Annotated in this window: 16 protein-coding genes, 6 pseudogenes and 1 other annotated feature; of the genes and pseudogenes, 9 read left to right on the forward strand and 13 right to left on the reverse strand. The window is 61.9% G+C overall.

Annotated features, from left to right (window positions below; all coding sequences use genetic code 11):
• Window positions 1-93 precede the first annotated feature (93 nt).
• The 3 genes and pseudogenes from AC0X69_RS15805 to AC0X69_RS15815 form a co-directional block, all read left to right on the forward strand.
• Window positions 94-405 (forward strand): annotated as a pseudogene (locus tag AC0X69_RS15805) (hypothetical protein); the annotation flags it as partial.
• Window positions 321-2600, forward strand: coding sequence for an alginate export family protein (locus AC0X69_RS15810; RefSeq protein WP_482608715.1), 2280 nt, complete (start codon window positions 321-323; stop codon window positions 2598-2600). The pseudogene AC0X69_RS15805 and the gene AC0X69_RS15810, both read left to right, overlap by 85 nt.
• 197 nt (window positions 2601-2797) lie before the next feature.
• A pseudogene (locus AC0X69_RS15815) lies at window positions 2798-3706 on the forward strand (IS3 family transposase); the annotation flags it as partial.
• Window positions 3085-3175: a sequence feature (AL1L pseudoknot), on the forward strand. Its footprint overlaps the pseudogene before it by 91 nt.
• Here AC0X69_RS15815 and AC0X69_RS15820 read toward each other — a convergent pair.
• A pseudogene (locus tag AC0X69_RS15820) lies at window positions 3700-4035 on the reverse strand (IS110 family transposase); the annotation flags it as partial. The pseudogenes AC0X69_RS15815 and AC0X69_RS15820 sit on opposite strands and share 7 nt — an antisense overlap.
• Before the next feature lie 110 nt (window positions 4036-4145).
• On the opposite strand from AC0X69_RS15820, the pseudogene AC0X69_RS15825 reads away from it, so the two are divergent.
• Window positions 4146-4439, forward strand: a pseudogene (locus tag AC0X69_RS15825) (integrase core domain-containing protein); the annotation flags it as partial.
• A gap of 1 nt (window position 4440) precedes the next feature.
• On the opposite strand, the gene AC0X69_RS15830 reads toward AC0X69_RS15825, so the two are convergent.
• On the reverse strand, window positions 4441-4596 hold the full coding sequence (locus tag AC0X69_RS15830; protein ID WP_482613419.1) for an amidase family protein: 156 nt from the start codon (window positions 4594-4596) through the stop codon (window positions 4441-4443).
• Window positions 4597-5371: 775 nt separating this feature from the next.
• Between AC0X69_RS15830 and AC0X69_RS15835 the strand changes: the two genes are divergently transcribed.
• Entirely contained in the window at window positions 5372-5680 is a 309-nt protein-coding gene (locus AC0X69_RS15835) for a hypothetical protein (RefSeq protein WP_482613462.1), read from the forward strand.
• On the opposite strand, the pseudogene AC0X69_RS15840 reads toward AC0X69_RS15835, so the two are convergent.
• The 4 genes and pseudogenes from AC0X69_RS15840 to fdhF all read right to left on the reverse strand — a co-directional run.
• Window positions 5624-6018, reverse strand: a pseudogene (locus AC0X69_RS15840) (recombinase family protein); the annotation flags it as partial. The gene AC0X69_RS15835 and the pseudogene AC0X69_RS15840 sit on opposite strands and share 57 nt — an antisense overlap.
• A gap of 299 nt (window positions 6019-6317) precedes the next feature.
• Complete coding sequence (gene istB / locus AC0X69_RS15845; protein WP_482608716.1) at window positions 6318-7184, reverse strand: IS21-like element helper ATPase IstB; 867 nt, start codon at window positions 7182-7184, stop codon at window positions 6318-6320.
• 157 nt (window positions 7185-7341) lie between these two features.
• On the reverse strand, window positions 7342-7638 hold the full coding sequence (locus tag AC0X69_RS15850; RefSeq protein ID WP_482608717.1) for a formate dehydrogenase subunit delta: 297 nt from the start codon (window positions 7636-7638) through the stop codon (window positions 7342-7344).
• Window positions 7635-10497 (reverse strand): annotated as a pseudogene (gene fdhF / locus AC0X69_RS15855) (formate dehydrogenase subunit alpha). The gene AC0X69_RS15850 and the pseudogene fdhF overlap by 4 nt, the downstream one beginning before the upstream one ends.
• A 971-nt stretch (window positions 10498-11468) precedes the next feature.
• Between fdhF and AC0X69_RS15860 the strand changes: the two are divergent.
• Both AC0X69_RS15860 and AC0X69_RS15865 read left to right on the forward strand, forming a co-directional pair.
• On the forward strand, window positions 11469-12011 hold the full coding sequence (locus AC0X69_RS15860; RefSeq protein ID WP_482608718.1) for a DUF4142 domain-containing protein: 543 nt from the start codon (window positions 11469-11471) through the stop codon (window positions 12009-12011).
• 5 nt (window positions 12012-12016) lie between these two features.
• The gene (locus AC0X69_RS15865) at window positions 12017-12340 is read left to right on the forward strand and encodes a cupredoxin domain-containing protein (protein WP_482608719.1); all 324 of its coding nucleotides are present in this window, start codon (window positions 12017-12019) and stop codon (window positions 12338-12340) included.
• 64 nt (window positions 12341-12404) lie between these two features.
• Here the strand turns inward: AC0X69_RS15865 and AC0X69_RS15870 are convergent, their stop codons facing one another.
• The 7 genes from AC0X69_RS15870 to AC0X69_RS15900 form a co-directional block, all read right to left on the reverse strand.
• Window positions 12405-12944 carry a cupin domain-containing protein gene (locus AC0X69_RS15870; RefSeq protein WP_482608720.1) on the reverse strand — a complete coding sequence of 180 codons (540 nt, stop codon included), beginning with the start codon at window positions 12942-12944 and terminating at the stop codon, window positions 12405-12407.
• Entirely contained in the window at window positions 12941-13474 is a 534-nt protein-coding gene (locus AC0X69_RS15875) for a sigma-70 family RNA polymerase sigma factor (protein WP_482608721.1), read from the reverse strand. The genes AC0X69_RS15870 and AC0X69_RS15875 overlap by 4 nt, the downstream gene beginning before the upstream one ends.
• Before the next feature lie 92 nt (window positions 13475-13566).
• Window positions 13567-14919 (reverse strand): FAD-binding oxidoreductase, encoded by a 1353-nt coding sequence (locus AC0X69_RS15880; protein WP_482608722.1) that lies wholly within the window; start codon window positions 14917-14919, stop codon window positions 13567-13569.
• 50 nt (window positions 14920-14969) lie between these two features.
• Window positions 14970-15362 carry a nuclear transport factor 2 family protein gene (locus AC0X69_RS15885; protein WP_482608723.1) on the reverse strand — a complete coding sequence of 131 codons (393 nt, stop codon included), beginning with the start codon at window positions 15360-15362 and terminating at the stop codon, window positions 14970-14972.
• 675 nt (window positions 15363-16037) lie between these two features.
• Window positions 16038-17318 carry a PP2C family protein-serine/threonine phosphatase gene (locus AC0X69_RS15890; protein ID WP_482608724.1) on the reverse strand — a complete coding sequence of 427 codons (1281 nt, stop codon included), beginning with the start codon at window positions 17316-17318 and terminating at the stop codon, window positions 16038-16040.
• Between the two features lie 28 nt (window positions 17319-17346).
• Window positions 17347-17775: an ATP-binding protein gene (locus AC0X69_RS15895; protein WP_482608725.1), complete on the reverse strand. Its 429-nt coding sequence runs from the start codon at window positions 17773-17775 to the stop codon at window positions 17347-17349.
• The gene (locus tag AC0X69_RS15900) at window positions 17772-19715 is read right to left on the reverse strand and encodes an MFS transporter (RefSeq protein WP_482608726.1); all 1944 of its coding nucleotides are present in this window, start codon (window positions 19713-19715) and stop codon (window positions 17772-17774) included. The genes AC0X69_RS15895 and AC0X69_RS15900 overlap by 4 nt, the downstream gene beginning before the upstream one ends.
• Window positions 19716-19765: 50 nt before the next feature.
• Here AC0X69_RS15900 and AC0X69_RS15905 point away from each other — a divergent pair, with 50 nt between their 5' ends.
• Both AC0X69_RS15905 and AC0X69_RS15910 read left to right on the forward strand, forming a co-directional pair.
• Complete coding sequence (locus AC0X69_RS15905) at window positions 19766-20893, forward strand: IS630 family transposase (protein ID WP_482607591.1); 1128 nt, start codon at window positions 19766-19768, stop codon at window positions 20891-20893.
• Between the two features lie 128 nt (window positions 20894-21021).
• Complete coding sequence (locus tag AC0X69_RS15910; protein WP_482608727.1) at window positions 21022-21360, forward strand: STAS domain-containing protein; 339 nt, start codon at window positions 21022-21024, stop codon at window positions 21358-21360.
• Window positions 21361-21400 lie beyond the last annotated feature (40 nt).

The following is a 21400-nucleotide window of genomic DNA, read 5'->3' on the forward strand; positions in this document are numbered from 1 at the left end:
CGCTGAAGCATGCAAGCTGGGTCGCATCCAAGAATTATTCGCCATGTCAGGGTCTGAAAACATTTTGCGCTCGGCCCCACTGATAAAAAATGGTTGGTGCCGGCCTTGTTGACCGGTTTTGCGCTCGCCTTCGCCAGAGCGATCGGCGAATACGGTTCGGTGATCTTCATCGCGGGGAATATCGCTTACGTCTCAGAGATCGCGCCGCTGCTCATCGTCGTGAAACTTGAGCAGTATGATGTCGCGGGCGCCACCGACATCGCGACGATCATGCTGGCGATCTCCTTCGCCGCGCTGCTCCTCATCAACCTCGTCCAGGCGTGGAGTCGCAGGAGCCCGATATCCCGCCCTATGTCCGCAATCTCGGCAAGACCTACAAGGAATTCGAAGGCGTCGACTGGCTGAATGTCGGCCTCGATACGCGCGTTCGCTTCGAATACCGCAAGGACGATTATCGGCCGTGGACGAACACGACGACGAATCCTTGGACGTCGACAAGACGATATTTCCCCAACTCGCTATGGCTGTCGCGGACGCGCGCCTATCTCGGCGTCCAGAACGTCCTGGATCCCTTGCGCTTCGTCGTCGAATTTCAGGATTCGCGCGCCTACAACAGCCTCTATCAATTGCAGGGACAGGAGATCAATCAGACCGATCTCATCCAGGCGTTCGCAGAGCTCTATTTCAAGGACGCGCTTGGCAAGGACGATCTCGGCAATGATCGGCCGCTCAGCATTCGCGCCGGCCGCTTCCATTTGGAGTTGCTCGACAGGCGTCTGATCGCGAACAATGAGTTCCGCAACACGACAAATAATTTCGAAGGCTTTCGCCTAAGGCTGGGCAAGAAGGACAACGACTGGGATATCGACAGCTTCCTGATGCGGCCGGTCGTGCGCTATCCCTATGAGTTCGACAGGCCCGAATGGGGAAACTGGATATATGGCACGGTGTTGAGCATCCGCCGGTGGTCGGAATATGCAACGATCCAGCCGTATTTCCTCGGCCGCAAGCAATATGCGGATCTCCTCAACACGTCGAATGCGTTAAAGCTCCACAGAAGCACCTATGCGCCGGGCCTGCGCGTCTACGGCGTGCTCGGCGACTTTGACTACGACGCCGACGTCAATAAGCAGATGGGCGAGACCGGCGAATTTCGCGGATTCGGCGCTGTTCAAAACGCCATACAGACGACGGTCCAGCATGACGCCATCGCCTATTCGGTCGAACTCGGCTACACATTCTCTGACCTTTTTTGGAAGCCGCGCCTCAGCGCCGATTACATCTATGGGACCGGAAACAAGAGCCCCTTCGACAGCGTCAACCAGACCTTCGACATTTTCTACGGCTTCAATCAGCCGTTCTCCCGCAATGACTACATTGCGTGGAACAACATCAAGGCCGCGAAGGCGCGTCTCGAATTCTCGCCCTTCAAGAATCTCCAGGTCGACACCGCCTTCAGCGCCTATTGGTTGGCCAGCGCCGCCGCCGCCTGGGACCGCGCCAATCTCTTCGCGCCGCTCGGCAACAGGGGCACGTTCCTTGGCACGGAATATGATCTGCGCATCCGCTATAAGCTGAATGCGTTCATCAATATGACGGCGAGCTATTCGAGGTTCTGGCCCGGCTCATTCACCTCCAGCTTCGCGTCGCCTGTCGCATGGCAGCCTTACTTCCCGCAATCCTTTCCCGGACAGACGACCACGACGAACGGTCTGACCGCGCGCCCCACCGACTTCTTCTATCTCGAAGTCTCGGCCAACGCCTTTGGCGACGGCAACCCGATCACCAAGCCGCCGGGTTCGGATTTTCTCGCGCTCTTCTCGCCACATGGGCCGGCAAAGGAGGCTGCGCCGCCTGCGCCGCCGCCGAGCTGGTCGGATGTTTACGTCGGGCTGAACGGGGGCGGGTCCTGGTCGAATCCCCGCTCGATCGTTCAGCCGTGGCCCTTCAGACCGGCGGCGGCAAGTCCGGCGATCGCCGCGAGCGCGACGCCGATCAACCAGACGAACCATCTCGCCGGCTTCATCGGCGGCCTGCAGATCGGCGCCAATTGGAAGTTCGCCGACAGCTTCCTCGTCGGGGCGGAGGCGGATCTTCACGGCGTTTCAGGCAATACCGACACTAAATGGCAGGCCGCGTTGACAGCCGCGGGCGGCGACAGCTTCGCCACCTATGCGCAACGCACCGCGACGCTGAACTATCTCGGCACGATCCGCGGCCGGCTGGGCTATCTCGTCACGCCGACGCTCGCTGTTTACGGCACGGGCGGCATGGCCTATGGCGGCGTCACCTCCAACGCCGCGCTGTTCACCCGGCGCATCGGGGCGACGAACCAGACCCTGGTCAATCCGGTCTATCAGGACAGTCTCATCGGCTGGACGGCGGGCGGCGGCGCCGAGTGGATGTTTGCGCCGGACTGGAGCGTGAAGGTCGATTATCTACGCTACGATCTCGGAACCGCTCAGGCCGCCACTTTCGCCGTGCAGCCGGACGGCTTCTACGCCTATGGCGCGACGAGCTCGACGCGCTTCAACGGCAATCTGATCCATGCCGGCGTCAATCGTCACTTCGATCTCGTCAGCGTCGTGGAAGGGAAGTAGGCAGAGCGGATATTCTGATCCGCGCGGAACGCATATAGCTCCACTCTGTCATGTTGGCCTTGCCAAGTACGACGAAGGCGTCACGCTGGGCGACGTTGCCAAGCATCGCGATGGAACCGGAAGTGGTCATCGTCCTATCCGCGTTGTTGAACCGCCCCGGGTTTGCCGGAGGCCCCAACTGTTGAGAGATTGGGGCTATGGAAACGAAGCAGACATCGAAGGGTTTTTCACCTGAAGTTCGAGAGCGGGCTGTTCGAATGGTGCGCGAGCATCGCGACGAATACGGCTCGGAAAGGGAGACGATTACGTCGATCGCCTCGAAATTCGGCTGCACGGGCGAAAGTTTACGTCGCTGGGTCCGGCAGACGGAGCGCGACGCGGGGGACCGCGCTGGGCTGACGACGAACGAGCGGGCTCGACTGAAGGCATTGGAGCGGGAGAACCGCGAGCTTCGGCAAGCGAATGAGATTTTACGCAAGGCCTCCGCTTATTTTGCCCAGGCGGAGCTCGACCGCCGGTGAAGCCGGGAAGCGTACGGGGTCGAGCCGATCTGCAAAGTGTTGCCGATCGCCCCGTCGACCTATTGGGCGCATGCGGCGCAACATAAGGATCCTGCGCGACTTTCGACGCGGGCCCGGCGCGACGCTGAACTCTGTGAAAAAATCCGTCGAGTTTTCGACGAAAACTTTGACGTTTACGGCGCCCGCAAGGTCTGGCGGCAGTTGCTGCGCGATGGCGAGAACGTGGCGCGCTGCACGGTCGAACGGCTGATACGGCGTATGGGTCTGCAGGGCGTCATCCGCGGCAAGCCGGTTAAAACGACGATCAGCGACAAGGCGACGCCTTGCCCGCTGGACAAGGTCAACCGGCAGTTTGCGGCGGATTGGCCGAATGCGCTGTGGGTGGCGGACTTCACCTATGTCGCGACCTGGGCCGGCTTCGTCTACGTCGCCTTCATCATCGACGTTTTTGCCCGGCGGATCGTCGGCTGGCGCGCCTCTCGATCGGCGCAAACGAGCTTTGTGCTCGACGCGCTCGAACAAGCCGTGCATGAGCGCCGGCCCCTTCGCGGCGGCCTCATCCATCACAGCGATCGCGGGGCGCGGGACAGGCGCGCCAACATGGCTGCGTCGCGTCGATCGGTTTTCACGTGATCGCCGGCGCGCTTCGGTGTGTGGGCCGGTGAGATGACATCGCAGGCATGACCGGCGGCGAGGATCTGGCGGTAGAGACCATAGCCGCACGGTCCGGCCTCGTAGACCAAGTGCAGCTTGCCGTGACGGCCGCCGAGTTTCTTCAGCAAGTTCGCCACCGCGTCCGGGTTGTTGGCGATTTCTCCGAAGAATCTGACTTCGCCATTTCGGCCTGCGTCTGCGATGGCTACGGCAATCGTTTCCTTATGGACATCGAGCCCGATGTAGCTGTTAAACTCCATGGCGGTCCGTCTCCCTGTGCATGAGGATAGGCGCTTATGGCGCAACCCTCGCTGATTGCACATCGTGGAGACGGGCCACCCCGTCTCCCACCCGCATGGTCATATCGTCTGTTTCGATCAAATACACCGAGCGCTTGAAGGACTTCGGGGTCGAGCCGTCGGCAGGCGGCGTCGGCGACTCTTACGACAATGCGCTCGCCGAAACGATCAACGGCCTCTACAAAGCGGAGGTGATCTGGCGGCGCGGCCCTTGGCGCTCCCTGGAGCAGGTTGAGTTCGCCACGCTCGAATGGGTCGATTGGTTCAACAACAGAAGACTGCTGGAGCCGATCGGAAACATTCCGCCAGCCGAAGCTGAAGCGCGCTATTATGCGCAACTTAAAGAGTGCGCCATGGCGGCGTGACTCAAACAAAATGGCCCCTCCGGCGAATCCGGGGCGGTTCAGTGTCGATGCTGTCCTTCACGAGGATCGGTATGCCGTTCAATGGTGGAATAGCATCGCCGGCCTCGCGGGCACGATCAAAGGCCTCCGCAGATGCGAGGGCGTCCACCTCCAACACCGACCGCAAGGTAGAGCCCGATCAATCGATCTCTTCAATACGATCGAGAAAAGCTTGGCACAATTCAACGGCGCTCAGTTCACCACACCCGAAGAGGTGCAACGTCCGAGCAATCGTGAGCTCGTCGAGGTTCATAGGGCTGTGCTCTCCCGCCCGCGCCATCTGGTCACGCCCGCGCGCAGCGCGTTTCCGCGGGGCGCAAATCAGACCTGTTATAACGCGTCCGCCGGCCGATCGCCTCGACGCCGCCCTTCTGCTTGTCGGGGTGGGGATGGCCGTAACTGCTCTCAGCCGTCTGCACCGTCATCCCGGGGATAACCGGCTGTTTCCCTGCAGGGAGAGCGGCGTGCGCGGATGCGTCGCGTTGGGTAAGCGGGCCTCGAGCCTCTCTTAGTGGTTGCGTGAGGTCGCCAGCGAGTGAGGGCTTCGGCCAAGCTTGAGATATGACACCCCTGGTCGGGGCGAGTGGCTGTCCAGCCCTCCTGCTTACTGGATTGGTTTCCCAGCTCGCTGCATGAAATTCCCAGTTCCGTCAAAATAATTCCCTGTTGTGCGGCGTAGGGAATTTGCTTATTAAAGCACTGATTTGCCGGGCCTAACGAGTACATAAACACCGCGTTGCGTCCCTTTTTTGAAATGCCCTGTTAATTTCCCTGATAGCAGGGAATTTAGTTGCGGAGACGCGTTCGCAGTGGACTGCGCGCACAGCCAGCTAACTCCCTGATTTCCTCGCTCTGAAGGCTCCCGGTTGAGAAGGGGAGGGCCAAATATTTCCGTGGGTTACGAGAGGGGTTTTGCAGCGGTCGCTTTCCCTTCGATCGAGGCGATGGCATCGACGGAGGCGGTCTTATCCGAAAGGATCGTCTCCATCCATCTGCGTGAACGCGCAATCGCCTTCAGCAGCGCCTCCCGCGTTTCGGCGTCGATCGTCCTCTGGTTTATTGGCGCATGCACAACTCCCTTCCGGGGAATTGGTTTTGGAGCAAAGGGGATCGTCAGCTCGGTCAATCTATTGGGCGTGATTTCAGCGTTCAAATTGAGCGAAGGACAGCAGCACGTTCAGGGTCAGCCTTCCCATGCTTGAGGTGGTGTAAAAGGACTGGGTGACCGAGACGAAGGAGACGTCGAACTCGTCGAAGAGCTCGACCGGCTTAGCGAAATCGGCGAGCGAGCGCGTCAGGCGACGACCTTGTAGACGACGATCATGTCGATCTTACGGGATCGAACCTGCTCTAAAAGACCTTGTAAGGCCGGACGCTCCAGCGAGGCGCCGGACAATCCGCCGTCGGCCGACGCAGTTAGGCGATGTGCTCGGCGCGGCGTTCCGCACGCGCCTTGCTGCGGCGGAGAACTGTCGTCGTCGTTCGACTGCAAGTCGAACAACCTCGGATCCGTCGAGGCGCATTTTGTCGTCAGATTCACGAGGCTGAGTCACGGGCATTCGTGCGCGGTCCGGCGGACCTGCCGCAGGCAAGATGGCGTGCTTCCCGTCGTCCTTGGTGTGCACCATTTGCTCAAGAGATGATCTCCCAACCGCGCCAAAATGACTAACAGGCGTCGTCAAAATCTCGGCGGCGGCTGCGGATGAGGTTCGGGATCGACCCAGTCTTCCCACTCGATCGCGAAGGGAATTTTTTTCTCGGCGAGAAATTCCTGTAAATGCCGATGTTAATTTCCCCAGAAGCGCCGGAGTAAAATTCCCCAGTTGGCGAGCGTGGCGATCAGCCGAGGTCCTGATCGGCGCCTCCGTTTTTTGGCGGGCGTCCGCGACGACGCAGGGTCGGCGGGATTGGCGCGGGTTGGATGCTGGCTTTCGTCCGAACATGTTCGGGCAAGAGGTCGGCGTGCTCGCGCAGGCGATAGCTCGAGCCTTCGATCTGGAAGACGACGGCGTGATGCAGGAGACGGTCGAGGAGCGCCGTGGCGACGACTGGATCGCCAAAGATCTCGCCCCATTCCGCGAAGCCGCGGTTCGAGGTGAGGATCATGGCGCCCCTTTCATAGCGGGCGTTGACGAGCTGGAAGAACAGATTGCCGCCGCCGGGCGTAACCGGCAGATAGCCGATCTCGTCGACGATCAGCAGCGAGAAGCGGCAGAAGTAACGGATCTTCTCCCGCAGCGCCCCTTCGCGTTCGGCCTTGGCCAATGTTGCGATGATGTCGGCGAGGCAGGCGAAGTAGACGCTGCGGCCGGCTTTAACCGCCTCGACGCCGAGCGCCAGGCTGAGATGGGTTTTGCCTGTGCCGGGCGGTCCGATGAGATGAACCGCTTCGGCGCGATCGATGAACTGCAATTCGGCGAGCGCCATGACGCGGCTCTTGTCGAGCGACGGCTGGAAGGCGAAGTCGAAGCCGGCGAGCGTCTTGACGGCGGACAGGCGCGCCATCTGGAGCGCCATCCGGACGCGGCGGTTCTCGCGTAGCGTCAGTTCTTCGGTGAGCAGAATGTCGAGCGCGTCGAGCGCCGTAGTCTCGCCACGCTCGATGCCGCGCAGGGTGATGTCGAGGATTTCGAGGGCGCGCGGCATTCTCAGGCCGACGAGATTGCGTTTGACGCGGTCGATGACGGCGGAGGGCGTTGCATTCATCGCGAGCCTCCCTGCATCGCCAGCCGGCGCCCCACTGCGTCATAGAAGGCCAGCGGGCGTCTCGCGGCGTGATCGCCGGCGCGCAGCATGAGGGGCGGCAAAAGGGCGCGGCCGTTGCGCTTTCCTCTATCGCTATGCTCTCGCAATTTCGGATAGATCACGCTTTCGGCGGCCCATAGTATCCCGGCTTCGCATGCGACTCGTCCATAAGGAGCTTGGCTCCCTCAACGACATGGGGCGCGAGCCCCGCGCCCCCGATCTCGACCAGCGCCAGCAACTCGGCGCGCATCCGCGGATCCCAATAGGTGCGCAGATGATTCCTGATGCCTTCCGCGCGCCTTTCCGGCGGATAGGGCGCGAAGAAATCGCCGATCTGATTGGCCATCAGCACGATGCGATCAATCGCCATGACCGGCGCGTCGGCGCTCCGCGAAGCAGATTGCGTCGTGCTCATTCCGCCGGCTCCATTTCCTCGATCCGCGGCTTTTCCGCTTCGCGATGACTGTTTTCGGCGGGGCCGTTGGTGCGCACGACGTCGACCGCCGTGACCTTGTATTCGGGACAGTTCGTCGCCCAGTCGGACAGATCCGACGTGACGGCGTTCGCCTTCGATTTGGCGTGATGGAAGGTCGTGTAGACGACGCCCGGGTTCACCCGCTCGGAAATCTTCGCGCGCAACTCGATTTCGCCGAAGCGGCTCGACACCTTCACCCACTCGCCGTCCTTGACCCCGCGGGTCAGCGCGTCCTGCTCGTTGATCTCGAGCAGGTCCTCTGGATGCCACATGGAGTTGGGCGTGCGCCGGGTCTGCGTGCCGACATTATACTGCGACAGAATTCGACCCGTCGTCAGCAACAGCGGATATTTGTCGTTGGTGCGCTCCGCCGTCGGCACATATTCGGTGAGCATGAAGGCGCCGAGCCCATTGGCGCGCGGAAACTTCTCGATGTGCAGCACCTCGGTGCCCTCGGGCGCATCCTCGTTGCAGGGCCACTGCGCCGAGCCGATGCGGTCTATGAGCGCGAAGCTGATGCCGCGATAGTTGGGCGAGAGCCGCGCAATTTCGTCGAGAACCTCGCCCGGATTGTCGTAGGAGACGTCGTAGCCCATGGCGTTCATGAATCTGACGGTGATCTCCCAGTCCTGAAGGCCGGCGAGCGGCTCGATCACCTTGCGCACGCGCGACACGCGGCGTTCCGCATTGGTGAAGGTGCCGTCCTTCTCCAGGGACGAGGAGCCGGGAAAGAAAACATGGGCGTATTTCGACGTCTCGTTGAGGAAGAGATCGTGGAGCACGACGCACTCCATGTTCTTCATCGCGGCGATGACGTGATGCTGGTTCGGATCGCTCTGCACCGGGTCTTCACCCATGATGTACATGCCCTTGAACGAGCCAGCCACGGCGGCGTCGAGCATGTTCGGCAGGCGCAGGCCAGGCTCCGGATCGAGCGGCACGCCCCATTCCGCCTCGAAGCTCGAGCGCGTGGCGTCGTCGGTGACGAAGCGATAGCCGCTGAACACATGAGGCCAGCTGCCGAGACAGCTGCCGCCCTGCACGTTGCCCTGGCCGCGCAGCGGGTTTACGCCCACGCCTTCGCGTCCGAGCATCCCGCAGGACAGGCCGAGATTGCCAAGGCACATCACGCCGGTCGAGCCCTGTGAATGCTCGGTGACGCCGAGGCCGTAATAGATGGCGCTGTTGGGTCCGCCGGCATACATCCGCGCTGCCTTGCGAATGTCCGCCGGATCGACGCCGGCGAGCGGGCCTATGACTTCGGGCGCATATTTGTCGGAGCCGACAAGCGCCTTCCAATTCTCGAACTCCTTCACCTCGCAGCGGGCGCGCACGAATTCTTCGTTGTAGAGCTTCTCGCGCACGACGACATGCGCGACGCTGTCGAGGATCGCGACATTCGTGCCGGGACGGATCGCAAGATGGACGTCGGCCTTGCAATGGGCGGATTCCACGGTCTCGGTCTTGCGCGGGTCGATTACGATGAGCTTCGCGCCCTGGCGGATGCGCCGCTTCATCAGAGAGCCGAAGACTGGATGGCCCTCGGTCGGATTGGCGCCGACAACCATGATGACGTCGGCCTGAAGGATAGAATCGAAGTGCTGGCTCGCCGCGCCCGCGCCGATGGTGTTGGTCAGGCCGAACTGCGTCGGCGAGTGGCAGATGCGGGCGCAGTTGTCGATATTGTTGTTGCCGAGCACCGCGCGCGCGAATTTCTGAACGAGAAAGATTTCCTCATTCGTGCAGCGCGAGCTGGAGACAGCGCCCACCGACTTAACGCCGTATTTGCCCTGGATGCGCCTGAACGCGCTCGCCGCGTAGTCAAACGCCTCCTGCCAGCTCACGGGCTTCCACGGGTCGTCGATCGAGGCGCGGATCAGTGGCGTGCGGACACGATCAGGCGCATTGTAATAGTCATAGGCGAAGCGGCCCTTGATGCAGCTGTGGCCATGGTTCGCCTTGCCTTCTTTCCATGGCGTCATGCGCACGATCTTGCCCCCGCGCGTCTCGGCCTTGAAGCCGCAGCCGACGCCGCAATAGGCGCAGGTCGTGACGACGGATCTTTCAGGCTTCAGCGGGTTCGGCATGTTTGTACTCTCCCTCGAAGAGACTCTTCTCGACCAGCGCATGGCTCGGGCAGGCCTGCACGCAGGCGCCGCAACTCACGCATTCGGACTCAAAAAACGATTGATCCTGGCTGGCTACGACTTTGGACTCGAAGCTGCGGCCGGCGATGGTGATCGCGAAGGTTCCCTGCACCTCGCCGCAGGCGCGCACGCACCGGCTGCAAACAATGCATTTGGTGGGATCGAACAGGAAGTATGGGTTGGAGGCGTCGACGGGCGCGTCGAAGTGATTGGCGCCGCCCTTGCCGTACGGATGGGATGCGATCCCTTCGGCCTTCAGCGTTTCGTGGAGTTCGCTCCATCCGTCCGCCATCTCGCTTTCGGGGAAGTCGGAAAGGTAAAGCTCCAGAACGCCCTTGCGCAGGCGCTGCAGCGTCTCGGTCTGGGTCTTGACCTTCATGCCCTCCACGACCGGCGTGGTGCAGCTAGCCGGGAACCCGCCGCGGCCTTCGATCTCTACGAGACAGACGCGACAGCTGCCAAAGGGCTCGAGCATATCGGTGGCGCAGAGCTTCGGCACAGCGCGGCCCGCTGTCGCGGCGGCAAGCATTACCGAACTGCCCGCAGGAACCGTGACGGTCACGTCGTCGATATCAAGCGTTACAGGCGATCCGTCTCGTGGCGGGGTGCCAAAATCGATCTCTTCTTTCAGTCCGCGCAGTTCTGACCACATTCGCCACCTCGCCGACTTGACGCTGCTTTTTGCTGTTTCTTCAAGAATCACAGGCTCCATCCCTCTTGCAGTTGCTCGGTCGGTGACGGACTCAACCTCCCAACATGGCTGAACCGATGGCACGATCGCGAAGCGCAGCGCCTCTTGCGCTTCCGGCGGCGCCAGGCGTGATGGTCCCGAGCCGTCGATGTCGCGATCTGGTTCGGTCAGGCAAGACTGCAATTGCCGCAATATGCTAACGGCACTATATTTAGCCGAACACGAATATCTCTCAATTTCAATTTATCGAATAGTTCGTTCTGTTACGGCAATCGTTAGCGACCTCCCGGTTTCATCAAAAGAGTATGGACGTCGTCGTGCGCTTCCCTTCAAGGGCGGACTTGAAAACAGCGGCCGACTTTCAAGATGGAGGAAGAGGCGTAGCCTCTCGCCGGACGAGGCTTGGCCAGAAGGTGGAGGGCAGGATGAAGCCTCTCTATGCGCGCGCGACTGCAGTCATATTGTCTGGCGCAAGTTTTCTGACTTTCGGTAACGTCGCGGAAGCGGCCTCCTTCCCGGTATTGGAGACTTTGCGTTCGTCCGTTGCGTCGCCAGCGCAATATGGACCCTACCGGCGGTACAGTCCCTTGCAGCAGTACAGCCCAAATACGCGCCAGAACTCGATCGCCGGCAGAGCAGCGTTTTGCCGCTGCTTCCCCTATGCCTATGGGTCAAAGCGACTGGTTTGCCGTTACCCCGGAAGGCCGACCACGGTTCAAATCGTCCGCAACTGCTATTAACGGCGACATGCGGCCATCGCACGCGTTGCTGCGCCTGCCTATAGCGCCTTCACGAGCCCCAAGGTAGCGCCTCGCGATCTGATCGAGCAGACGACGCGCCTCAACGAGCGCCCTTTAAAAAGCATGCATCCAAACGTCTCGCTCCTCCGTAAAGGCAACGGTCGCTTCGGACCACATTCAACGGAGGACATCATGAAAGTCATTGCGCCGATCGTCGTCGGCTTGTTATTCGCCGCGAACGCCGCCGCCCGCGCGGCGGATACGCCGACCGATCCCCAGATCGCGCACATCGCCTATACCGCCGGCATGGTCGACATCGGCTATGCCGAAATCGCCCTTCAGCGATCGAAAAACAGGGCCGTGCGCGAATTCGCGATGGAAATGGTGAAAGACCACAAGGCCGTCAATGACAAGGCGCTGGCGCTCGTCAAGAAGCTCGGCGTGACGCCCGAGGACAATGCGACGAGCCAGACGATCGCCAGTCAGGCGGCGACAAAGCGCGCCGAGTTGAAGCGCCTGTCGGGCGCGGCCTTCGATCGCGCCTATGCGGAGAACGAACTCGCCTATCATTCGCTGGTGAATGCCGCGGTCGACACGCAGCTCATTCCGTCCGCCAGCAATGGCGAATTGAAGGATCTGCTGAAAGTCGGCTTGAAAATCTTCCAGGGCCATCAGCAGCACGCCGAGCACATGGTCGAGACGCTCGGCCGCAAGAAATCGGCGAGCCGGGAGTAACGCGCATGCGGAACATTGCGCTGCTAGCGATGTTCTGGCTCCCGCTGTTGCTGGCGGACGCGACTTTCGCGCCTGCCAGCGAGGCGGCCAGCATCGTGATCGCAGATCTCGAATTTGCGTCGTCGGCGGTCACCGTTCGCGTCGGCGAAACGGTTACCTGGATCAACAAGGATCTTGTGGAGCACACGGCGACGTCGCGCAACGGCGACTTTGACGTCAACACGCCGAAGGCGCGACCCGCCCGCTGGCGCGCAACGAAGGTCGGCGATTATCCGTACTACTGCCGCCTGCATCCGAATATGACGGGCGTCATCCACGTTACCCGGTGAGTCGAGTGAGATTCCGGAGCGGCCGTGAGCCTTTCACGGCCGCAACTTCGTTTAATCCGACATCTCACATCGCCTGGATGATGATGCAGCGGCAGCCGGCGCGGGTGCGATGCGCGGCATGGAGGCTGCCCATGGGCGAAAAGTAGAAATCGCCCGGCCCCAGCTCGACATCGTCGAAGGCGAGATCGCCAGAGATCATGAAGATCTCCTCGTCCTGCGTATGTTCATGCGCCGGAAAGACGGCGCCGGGCTGCGCGTCAACAAGTACGGTCCAGCGGTTAAGCGCGACATTGCGATGCAATTCCTTGAAGCGCACGCCAGGGCAGAGCATGATCCACTCGCCCTCATTGGCGCGGAGCGTCCGGCTCATCGATGCGAGTTTCTCTCGCGCGTCGATGCGCGCTTCGATCCTGGCGAGGAGATCTGGCGGCGGCGCGACGTCGCCGGCGTGTATCGCGAGCGGGGCGAGCGCTTCTTCCCATTCACCCGCCTTCACGGCGAGCGCAGGATCACGCTTGAGACGCGTTTTCAACGCTTCCGTCTCCTCGCGATTTAACGCTCCGGCCGCAAACAGGGCGACGTCGATGTCGTCTTCGCTCGTCATGAGATGCACTTTCGCAGATCCGCCAATCCACGAAACAGGGCGGATTTCATGGTGCCCAGCGGGCGCTGGAAGCGTTGCGCCAGCTCTTCATGCGAATAGCCGTGGACGTAAGCCAGAATCACCCAGTTCCGGCGCTCCTCGCCCAGCCTGTCGAGACATTCCACGAGACGCCCCTTGGCCAAAGGATCGCGCTCCGGAAGATCCGCCGCGATCTGCGGCGCTTCGTCCTCTTCGAGCGAAGCATGCGCGCTGTCCCGCCGCCGCAGTTCATTGAGCGCGATGCGCCGGGTCAGCACGGTCATCCAGGCAAGCGCGGCGCCTTTTTGTGCATCGTAGCTCGCCGCGCGCTCCCAAATGCGGGTGAAGCTTTCCTGCAGGGCCTCTTCGGCGCGCGCGCGATCGCGCAGCAGGCCGAGGCAGATGGCGAACAGGCGCGACGAGGTCGCGGCGTAAAGATCGCGGAAGGCGGCGCGATCCTTTTTCGCGACCCGCTGCAAAAGCGCTTCGAGCGAATTCTGCACGTCCACCATCGCCCCCGCGCGAGACGGCGCCGCGTCGCAAACAGCATAGACAACGTCCGCCGGCCCGTCGAGACGGACCGCCTGCGTGGCGCAACCGACGATCATTCCAGGAACTGAGCGAAATAGGGCGTCGTGAAGCGCGGCTTCGCCAGCCTTTTCGGGATGACGACGTCGCCGCTCGCGAGCCATTGCGTCTGGATCGGCGAGACCCGCGCGCCGAGCGCGTCGATCGCGAGGCGGTTGTAACGTCGTGAAAAATCCTGCCAGCGTGGTGAGCAGGGATCGCTGCAGAACGGATCGAGCGAGAATGACACTCCCGGCCCATCCGAATAGAGCCCAAAGGGTTTTTGCGCGCGGGGCGGACGGTTGACGAAATAGGTCGCCCATCCGCCCGGCGCAAAACCTGTCTCTGCTTCATAGGCCTTGGTGAAGGCGTAGCTCTCGGCGATCACGCGTTCGAGATGAGAAATGTCGTGCTCATAATATTGAAAATCGAGACGTTTCTCTTCGCGAGAGGGACGCCAATATTCATTGACGAAATCCGCGCGCGGATAGAGGATTCCCTTCGGCTGCGGCACCTGGACGCCGTCGAATCCGCGCTGGATCGCCAGCCGCTTGGCGAGGCGGAATTCCTCGCATTCGGGCTGGAGGAAGGGTGCGACGCTCCCTGCGCCCGCGCCATAGCGCTGATCGTAGACGCTGAGGAGCTTATCGAGAAAAACAATGGCGAGCAGCGCGTCACACTGTCCACGTTTTTCGGCGAGGCTACGCGCAAGCTGCTCTGGCGTCTCGTAAGGCTCGAGTGAAACATCGCTGCGGCAGAGTCGCGCCGGCCGAGTCTCGATGCAGCATTCGACGACAACGCCCATGAGCCCGAAGCTGCATTTGAACTCATAAAAGATCGCGTCATTGGCGTGATCAGAGATCGTTTGCAGGTCGCCATTCTCGTTTACGTAAGTGATTTCGACGACGTGAGCCGAGAAGAAGCCCGGCGCATCGAGCGAAGACTCTTTCGTGTCTCCCACTGCGACCGAGCCGACAGTGGCCTCGCCGATCTCCGCCTGAAAGCCGATCTCGAGCCCACGTTCTTTCAGCCACATGTTCAGCTTCTTCAGGCGGCAGCCTGCCTGAACGCGCACGACTTCGCGACCGAGCGCATCGATCTCGATCCCCAGAACTGCATCAAGCTTGCGCAGAGAGATGAGCGTTCCCCCGTCATTTACGATCGCGTCGGTAACCGAGAGCATCGCGCCGACCGGATTGACGGGCGTCGGGAAGCGTCGACAATCGCGTACCACGGACTGCACGTCCACGTAGCTGATCGGCTCGACATAGACCGCGGGCGTCGTGGCGCGCGATCCGCCCCAATTGGCGTAGCTCCGCCCCTCGGCGATCAGTCCGTGAACGGGCGGGAGGACTTGGGAGGAGGCTTCGGATATTGGTGCAGCTTCCATTGGCGTAATCTCTTCTTGAAAAATTTGCCGGATTCTCCGGCGGCTATGGTTTACGCCGCGAGAGCGTCGGCGATGGATTTTGTGTCGTAAAACTCTCGAAAACGCAGCAGCTTGCCGTTCCTGAACGTACAGACATGCGCCCAGTCGCTATCGAAGACGCCGCCGCTCTTCACCCGCGCCCTGGTGCGGCCGAGCACGACGACGGTGTCGCCATCCTCAAAGTATTCCCGCGGCTCGAAAGCCTCGAAATCGAGATTGTCAGCAAGCGCCTCGAAGAAGGACGCCGCCCCTGCGAGGCCGCCGCGGCGGCCACCCCAGGGAATGATCCTCGCGTCGCCGTTCGACTGCCATTCTATCGACGGATCGAGGGCGTCGAGAATGGACCTGACGTCGCCGCGACCGAAGGCCGCATAAAGAGATCGGATCAAATCGGAATTGCTCATCGTCGGCTCCTGTCCTGCCGGGGCTCACGCTCCCGGTCAGGGAGATACGCGCGGCTTCGCCGTTTGGATGCGGGCTGGCGAATTTTTTTGAACCTCTGTCCTCTCGTTGCAACCGAATGCCGGCGCCCCGTGTAACGCTCACGTGCGTTGGCGCGATCACGGGGAGACGAGAATGGCTGCGAATGTTTTTCGTTTCGAGGAAAGCTGGGACATACCAAATTCCAGCGTTGATCAGGTCTATGACGTGCTCGCGCGCGGCGAGCTGCTGCCGCAGTGGTGGAAAGGGGTTTATCTCGAAGCTGAACGGCTCAGCGGCGAGGGCGCGCCGAAAGTGGGCGATCGCATCCGCGCCAAGGCGCGCGGGTTTCTGCCCTATCGCCTGCAATTCATTCTCGAGGCCGTGGCGCTCGAGTGGCCCTACCGCGTCGACGTCAAGACAAGCGGCGATCTCGACGGCCGCTGGATCGCAATTCTTCTACCGCGGCAGGGCGGCGTGCATGTCGACCTGCTCTGGGAGGTGACGGTGTCGCGGCCGATACTCAAGCTTCTCGCGCCGCTTCTGAGGCACCGCTTTCGCCTGGAATCACCGGTGGACGACCATGCGCGGACAGCAGGGGCTATGCGATTATCTGGCGGCGCAGCGCCCATCTCCTTGAACCGCAAATCTCGCGAGGATCACAGACGCGGCGTCTCGCGAGGTTTTCGTTCGATCGTCAGACAGCCGATATCGTCCGACTGCTCCTCGCCCTGCGCGAAGGCGTCGACGGCTGCAAAGAGTCTCGACACCAACTCGCGAGGCGACTCCTGCAGCCCTGTTTCGACGACCTCCACGAAACGCGGCTCGCCAAATTCCTCCTTTGCGGCGTTCATTGCTTCCGTAACGCCGTCCGTGACCAAGATGAGTTTGTCGCCCGGCTCAAACCGCGTCTGCATCGCCCGGGCGACGCATGAGGAATCGATGCCGAGCGCCGCGCCTGTCGCTTTGAGGCGCGCGACAAGTCCGGTCCGAGAGAGATGGGCGGGCGCGACATGGCCGCAATTGGCGTAGGTCATCTCGCCGTTGCGCAGATCGAGAACGCCGAAAAATACGGTCGCGAACATCGCCGCGTCATTGTCTTCGCAAAGCAGAAGGTTTGCGCGATTGACCACCGTCGCGACATCCGCCCGGTCTCGCCCGAGCGTTCTCAGAAGCGTCACGACGATGGATGCGAAGAGGCTCGCAGGCGTTCCCTTGCCGCAAACGTCGCCAATCGTGAAGGCGATCCTGTCGTCGTCGAGAAGGAAGAAATCATAGAAGTCGCCGCCGACCTCGCGGGCCGGCCGCATCCGCGCGGCGATTTTCACGTCCGGTCGAAGGCGATTGATCGTCGCTTCCTTGGGCAGGAGCGACCGCTGGATGAAGGCCGCACTCGCCATTTCGTCCTCACGGCGCCGCTTTCCGACGATCTCGGTCGCAAACCGATGGAAAGCCGCCGCGAAAGTCGCAAGGGCCGGCGGCGGATCGTCGAGATCCGCAAGAATGCGACTGTCGAACTCGCGCCTCTCGAGCGCGGCGAGGGCGTTGGCGTAAAGCGCCAAGGCTTCATTGACGGTTGCGATCTGACGGCCAAGTTGCTCTACCGCCCCTAAAAGGAGGTCAGGCGACTGTCGGCCAAGCTCGACGAGTTCGCCGCGGCTGATCTCATACAGGCGCGCTTCTGTCGCAGCCTTGATGCTGGCTGTGCGGGGCAGACCGGCGAAGGCGCCGATTTCGCCGAGAAGACGCGGCGCCTCCAGCGTCGCCAGCGGCGCAGCGCCATAGGCCGTCTCCGCGTAGACTTGCACAGCGCCGACGGCCAGGAAAAAGCCGGAGTCGCTCGCATCGCCTTGCCGGACGAGCATGTCGCCGGCTTGCAACTCGATCCTGCGCGCGCGCGCCAGAAGCTTCTCGAGTGCAACGCGCGTCGCGGTATCCATGATTGAAACCAGTCCTTCTCAGGCGGCGTCATGCTCCACGCGCGCTGACAAAATCGAGAACGACGACGTTTCGGTCTCCCTCGCGCCGCCAATGGACGTGATCTGCGAAGCGGCGAACCAGGGCGACGCCCCATCCGCCAGGCCGCGACTCATCGAGAGTGGCGTCAACCTCTCTTGCGGGCGCCTCGGCGAGATCGAAAGCCGCGCCGTCGTCCCGAAGCGTCAGGCGGAGCCGATCTTGAAGAGATTCGAGCGTGATGACGATCGACAGGCGCGCCTGCTCGCCGTGACTGAGGGCGTTGACAAGGATCTCCTCGGCGCAAAGTTGCGCGCCAAAGCACTGCCGTTCAGTCGCGCCAAGCTCCTCCGCTTCGGAGGCGATCCAGGCGACGGCGTTCGGAATATCGGCGCCCGTGACGCCAAGGCTGACGTAACGTGTTTCTCTCGAGCCTATCAAAGCGTCGCCGCTTCTTCCGAGTCGGCGCCGATGAGAAGCGCCATCGACAGCGAGATGATCGCCGCAAAGGAAAGATAGAAGGCGGGGGACAGCGGGTTTCCGGTGAATTTGATGAGAGACACCGCGACCATGGGAACCGTTCCGCCGAAGACCGAGAGCGAGAGGTTGTAGCCGACAGAGAGACCCGAACATCTGACATGTTTGGGGAAGGCCTCGACAAGAAAGGCCGGACTTGCGCCATAGCAGGACATGAAGAGCGCGAAGACGCATTGGCCCGCGAGAATGGCGCCGAGATGCGGGCTGCTCATCAGCCAGAACAGCGGCCAGGCGGATAGAGCGAGCCCCGCCGCGCCTATGATCAACACGGGCTTGCGTCCGATCCTGTCGGAGAGCGCACCAGCGAGAGGCGTCATGATCAACATCAGGAAAAGAGCGATGCTGTTGAGCGTTAGCGCGGTGGGAGCGGAAAGGTGCTGCTGCTGCTTGAGCCAGGTCGAGACATAGACAAAGCAGAGATAGAAGCCGACGCCATTACCCAGCGTGAATCCCACGACCTTGAGAATCGTGCGCCATTGCGTGCGGAACGCCTCGAAAAGCGGCGATGCGCGCGCCTCCTCCGTCTCGACGATCGTGGAATCGGGCGGCAGGCGGCGGCGAATGACGAAGACGACGAGGCCGATGAGGAGCCCCGTGAAGAACGCGAGCCGCCATCCCCACGAAGCCGTCGCCGTCTCCGGCAGGAAGGCCGTGAGCATCGCGCCGATCGCCGACCCGAGAAGCAGCCCGTCCAGCGCGCCGAAAGGAGCGAAACTGCCCACGAAGCCGCGCCGCCGGGTCTGCGCCTCTTCCACCAGAAGAACCATGGATGTCGTATATTCGCCGCCCACAGCGAGGCCTTGCGCAAGCCTCAACACAATCAAGAGGGCCGGGGCCGCGAGGCCGATCTGCCGATAGGTGGGGAGCAACGCCATCAGCAGGGTTGGCACGATCATCAGTATGTCGGAGCTGACGACCGCCGCGCGCCGACCCAGCCGATCGCCGATGTGGCCGAAGAGCAGCCCGCCGAGCGGACGCGCGATGAAGCCTACAGCGAACACGCCGAAGGAGGCGATAAGCGAAACGGAAGGATCCTCGGAGGGAAAGAATTGCGCGCCGATCGTGGCCGCGAAGAAGCCGTAGACGCCGAAATCGTACCACTCGACCACATTGCCGGCGAGGCCCGCGAGCACCGTCCGCCGCTCGGCGGCGCGCGTTTCGAGATTCACCTGATGGGCGGTGCGCGCGATCTCGGCGCCGATGAGATCGATGCGCGCGATCTGCCGGATGCGCGGCCTGACCCTTTCGAGCTCCTTCGGCGTAAGGATGCGCTCAAAGACGAAGGAGGCGTCAGCGAGCGATGTCAGCGCGGCGTCGGCGGGCGTGGGAATATCGTCGTTATAGAGCAGGGCGAGGATGCGCTTTTTCGCCTCCGGCCGCTTCTGCCCTTCGACAACCGGATAGCGACGTTCCTTGAGGACCCAGAAAAAGGCGTAGTCGCTCTGGCGCAGGATGCCGCGCGCGCAGAGATCTGAGAGGGCGGCCCGGCGCATGGCCGGCGCATTGCGCGAGAGATGCGTGATCCAATGCTGCGCGCCGAGGCGGCGCGGCTCGCTTGCGATTTCGGCGAGCGCCTGATCAAGCGCCGCGTCGCCGGTTGGAGCGGGGTTCACTGCGAAGACGCCATCGAGGTCCGAGTCGATGCGGCCGCGCAGCGCGAGATCCATCAAGGCCGCGCCGGCGATTCCGCAGTTGAGATAAATCTCGGGCACACTGTCGAATTCGCCGCCGCTGTCCTCCAGCGTGAGCAGCAGAAATTCCTCGACGAGGCTTATCTGTGACGCGGGCGCGAGGCTCGCCGGACGATCTAAGGCTAGTGTCCTGTCCCAGAAATTACTAGCCACGTTTTCGCGATTGTGATTCCTTCGGCCCAGGCGGGATTCGGGAGGGCGGCATGGCGAGGGACGGAGCGACCAAAGCGAGCAAGATTGAGCTCAGCGAGAACGAACGGGAATACCTCAAAAGGCTCGTCCGGCGACGCAAGGTGGCGCGTGGGCATGCGCAACGCGCGGAGATCGTGTTGCGGGCCGCTGACGGGCTCAACAACTGCGAGATCGCGGCTGCGGTCGGTGTAACGCGGCAGACCGTGCGCACATGGCGCGAGCGTTTCGCCAAGCACCGTCTCGATGGTCTCGACGATGAGCCGCGCTGTGGCGCGCCACGCAAGATCGGCGACGACCGCGTTGAGGAGATCGTGACCAGGACACTCGAAACGCAGCCCAAGAACGCGACGCACTGGAGCACGCGCGGCATGGCGAAAGCATCGGGCGTGTCGACTTCGTCGGTTCATCGCATTTGGCGTGCATTCTCCCTACAGCCGCATCGCACCGAGACTTTCAAGCTCTCGACCGACCCGCAGTTCGTCGAGAAAGTGCGCGACATCGTTGGCCTCTATCTCGATCCGCCCGACAAGGCGCTGGTGATATGCGTGGATGAAAAGAGCCAAATACAAGCGCTTGATCGAACGCAGCCGCTGCTGCCGATGCGCCCTGGACAAGTCGAGCGGCGCACGCACGACTACGACCGCCACGGCACTACGACGCTCTTTGCCGGCTTCATCGCTGCTGTCACGGCTGAGACGACCGTGAAGGCTGGCAGTGTGATCGGCACATGCATGCCGCGCCATCGCGCGCAGGAGTTCCGCAAGTTTCTCGACGAAGTGGAGAGCAACGTTCCCGCCGGCCTCGACATTCACGTCGTGATGGACAACGCTTCGAGCCATAAGACGCAAGTGATCCGCAACTGGTTCGCCAAGCGGCCCCACTGGCACATGCATTTCACGCCGACATCGTCGTCGTGGATCAATCAGGTCGAACGCTTCTTCGCGCTGCTGGCCGAAAAGCAGATCAAGCGAGGCGCGCACAAGTCCGTCAAAGACCTCATCGCCGCCATCAAGGCTTTCCTCGCCCAACAGAACGCTGATCCGAAGCCGCTGCGCTGGACCAAGTCAGCCGACGACATTCTGGCCTCCATCGAACGCTTCTGCCGTCGCACCCTCGACCTCCAAGCCAAAGCTGGATAGAAACTTCTGAATCAGGACACTAGCGTCATTTGTTCCCCGAGAAGCGGCGGCTGGACGATCAGCAGAAAGGGGGTTTATGGATACGCAAGCATTACACCGCGATTACGTAACCGTCACCGGGGAACCCAATGGAGCTCACGCACGAAATTTCGGATGGGATGCTGGTGGTCAGGCCGAGCAGCCGCGTGGATAGCGGTTCAGCGACGTCTTTCGAAGAGCAATGCGCGGCGCTGATCGCCGAAGGGCCCAACAGGGTCATAATCGATTTTTCGCAAGTTCAGTACGTAAGCTCCGCGGGCTTGAGAGCCATTCTCGTCGTCGCGAAGAAAGCCAAGTCACTGGGCGGCGCGCTCACCCTCTGTGGCCTGCGCGGCAATGTGAAAGAAGTGATGTCGGTGAGTGGTTTTGACGCCTTGCTGGGCGCCCATGAGGGCGTCGCGGACGCCGGGGCCGCGCTCCGGAGCTGACATGGCGAGTTGCCGTCGGCGGAAAGTCTCGCCGTCTTCC

It is taken from the genome of Methylocystis sp. Uni0008, assembly GCF_056838045.1.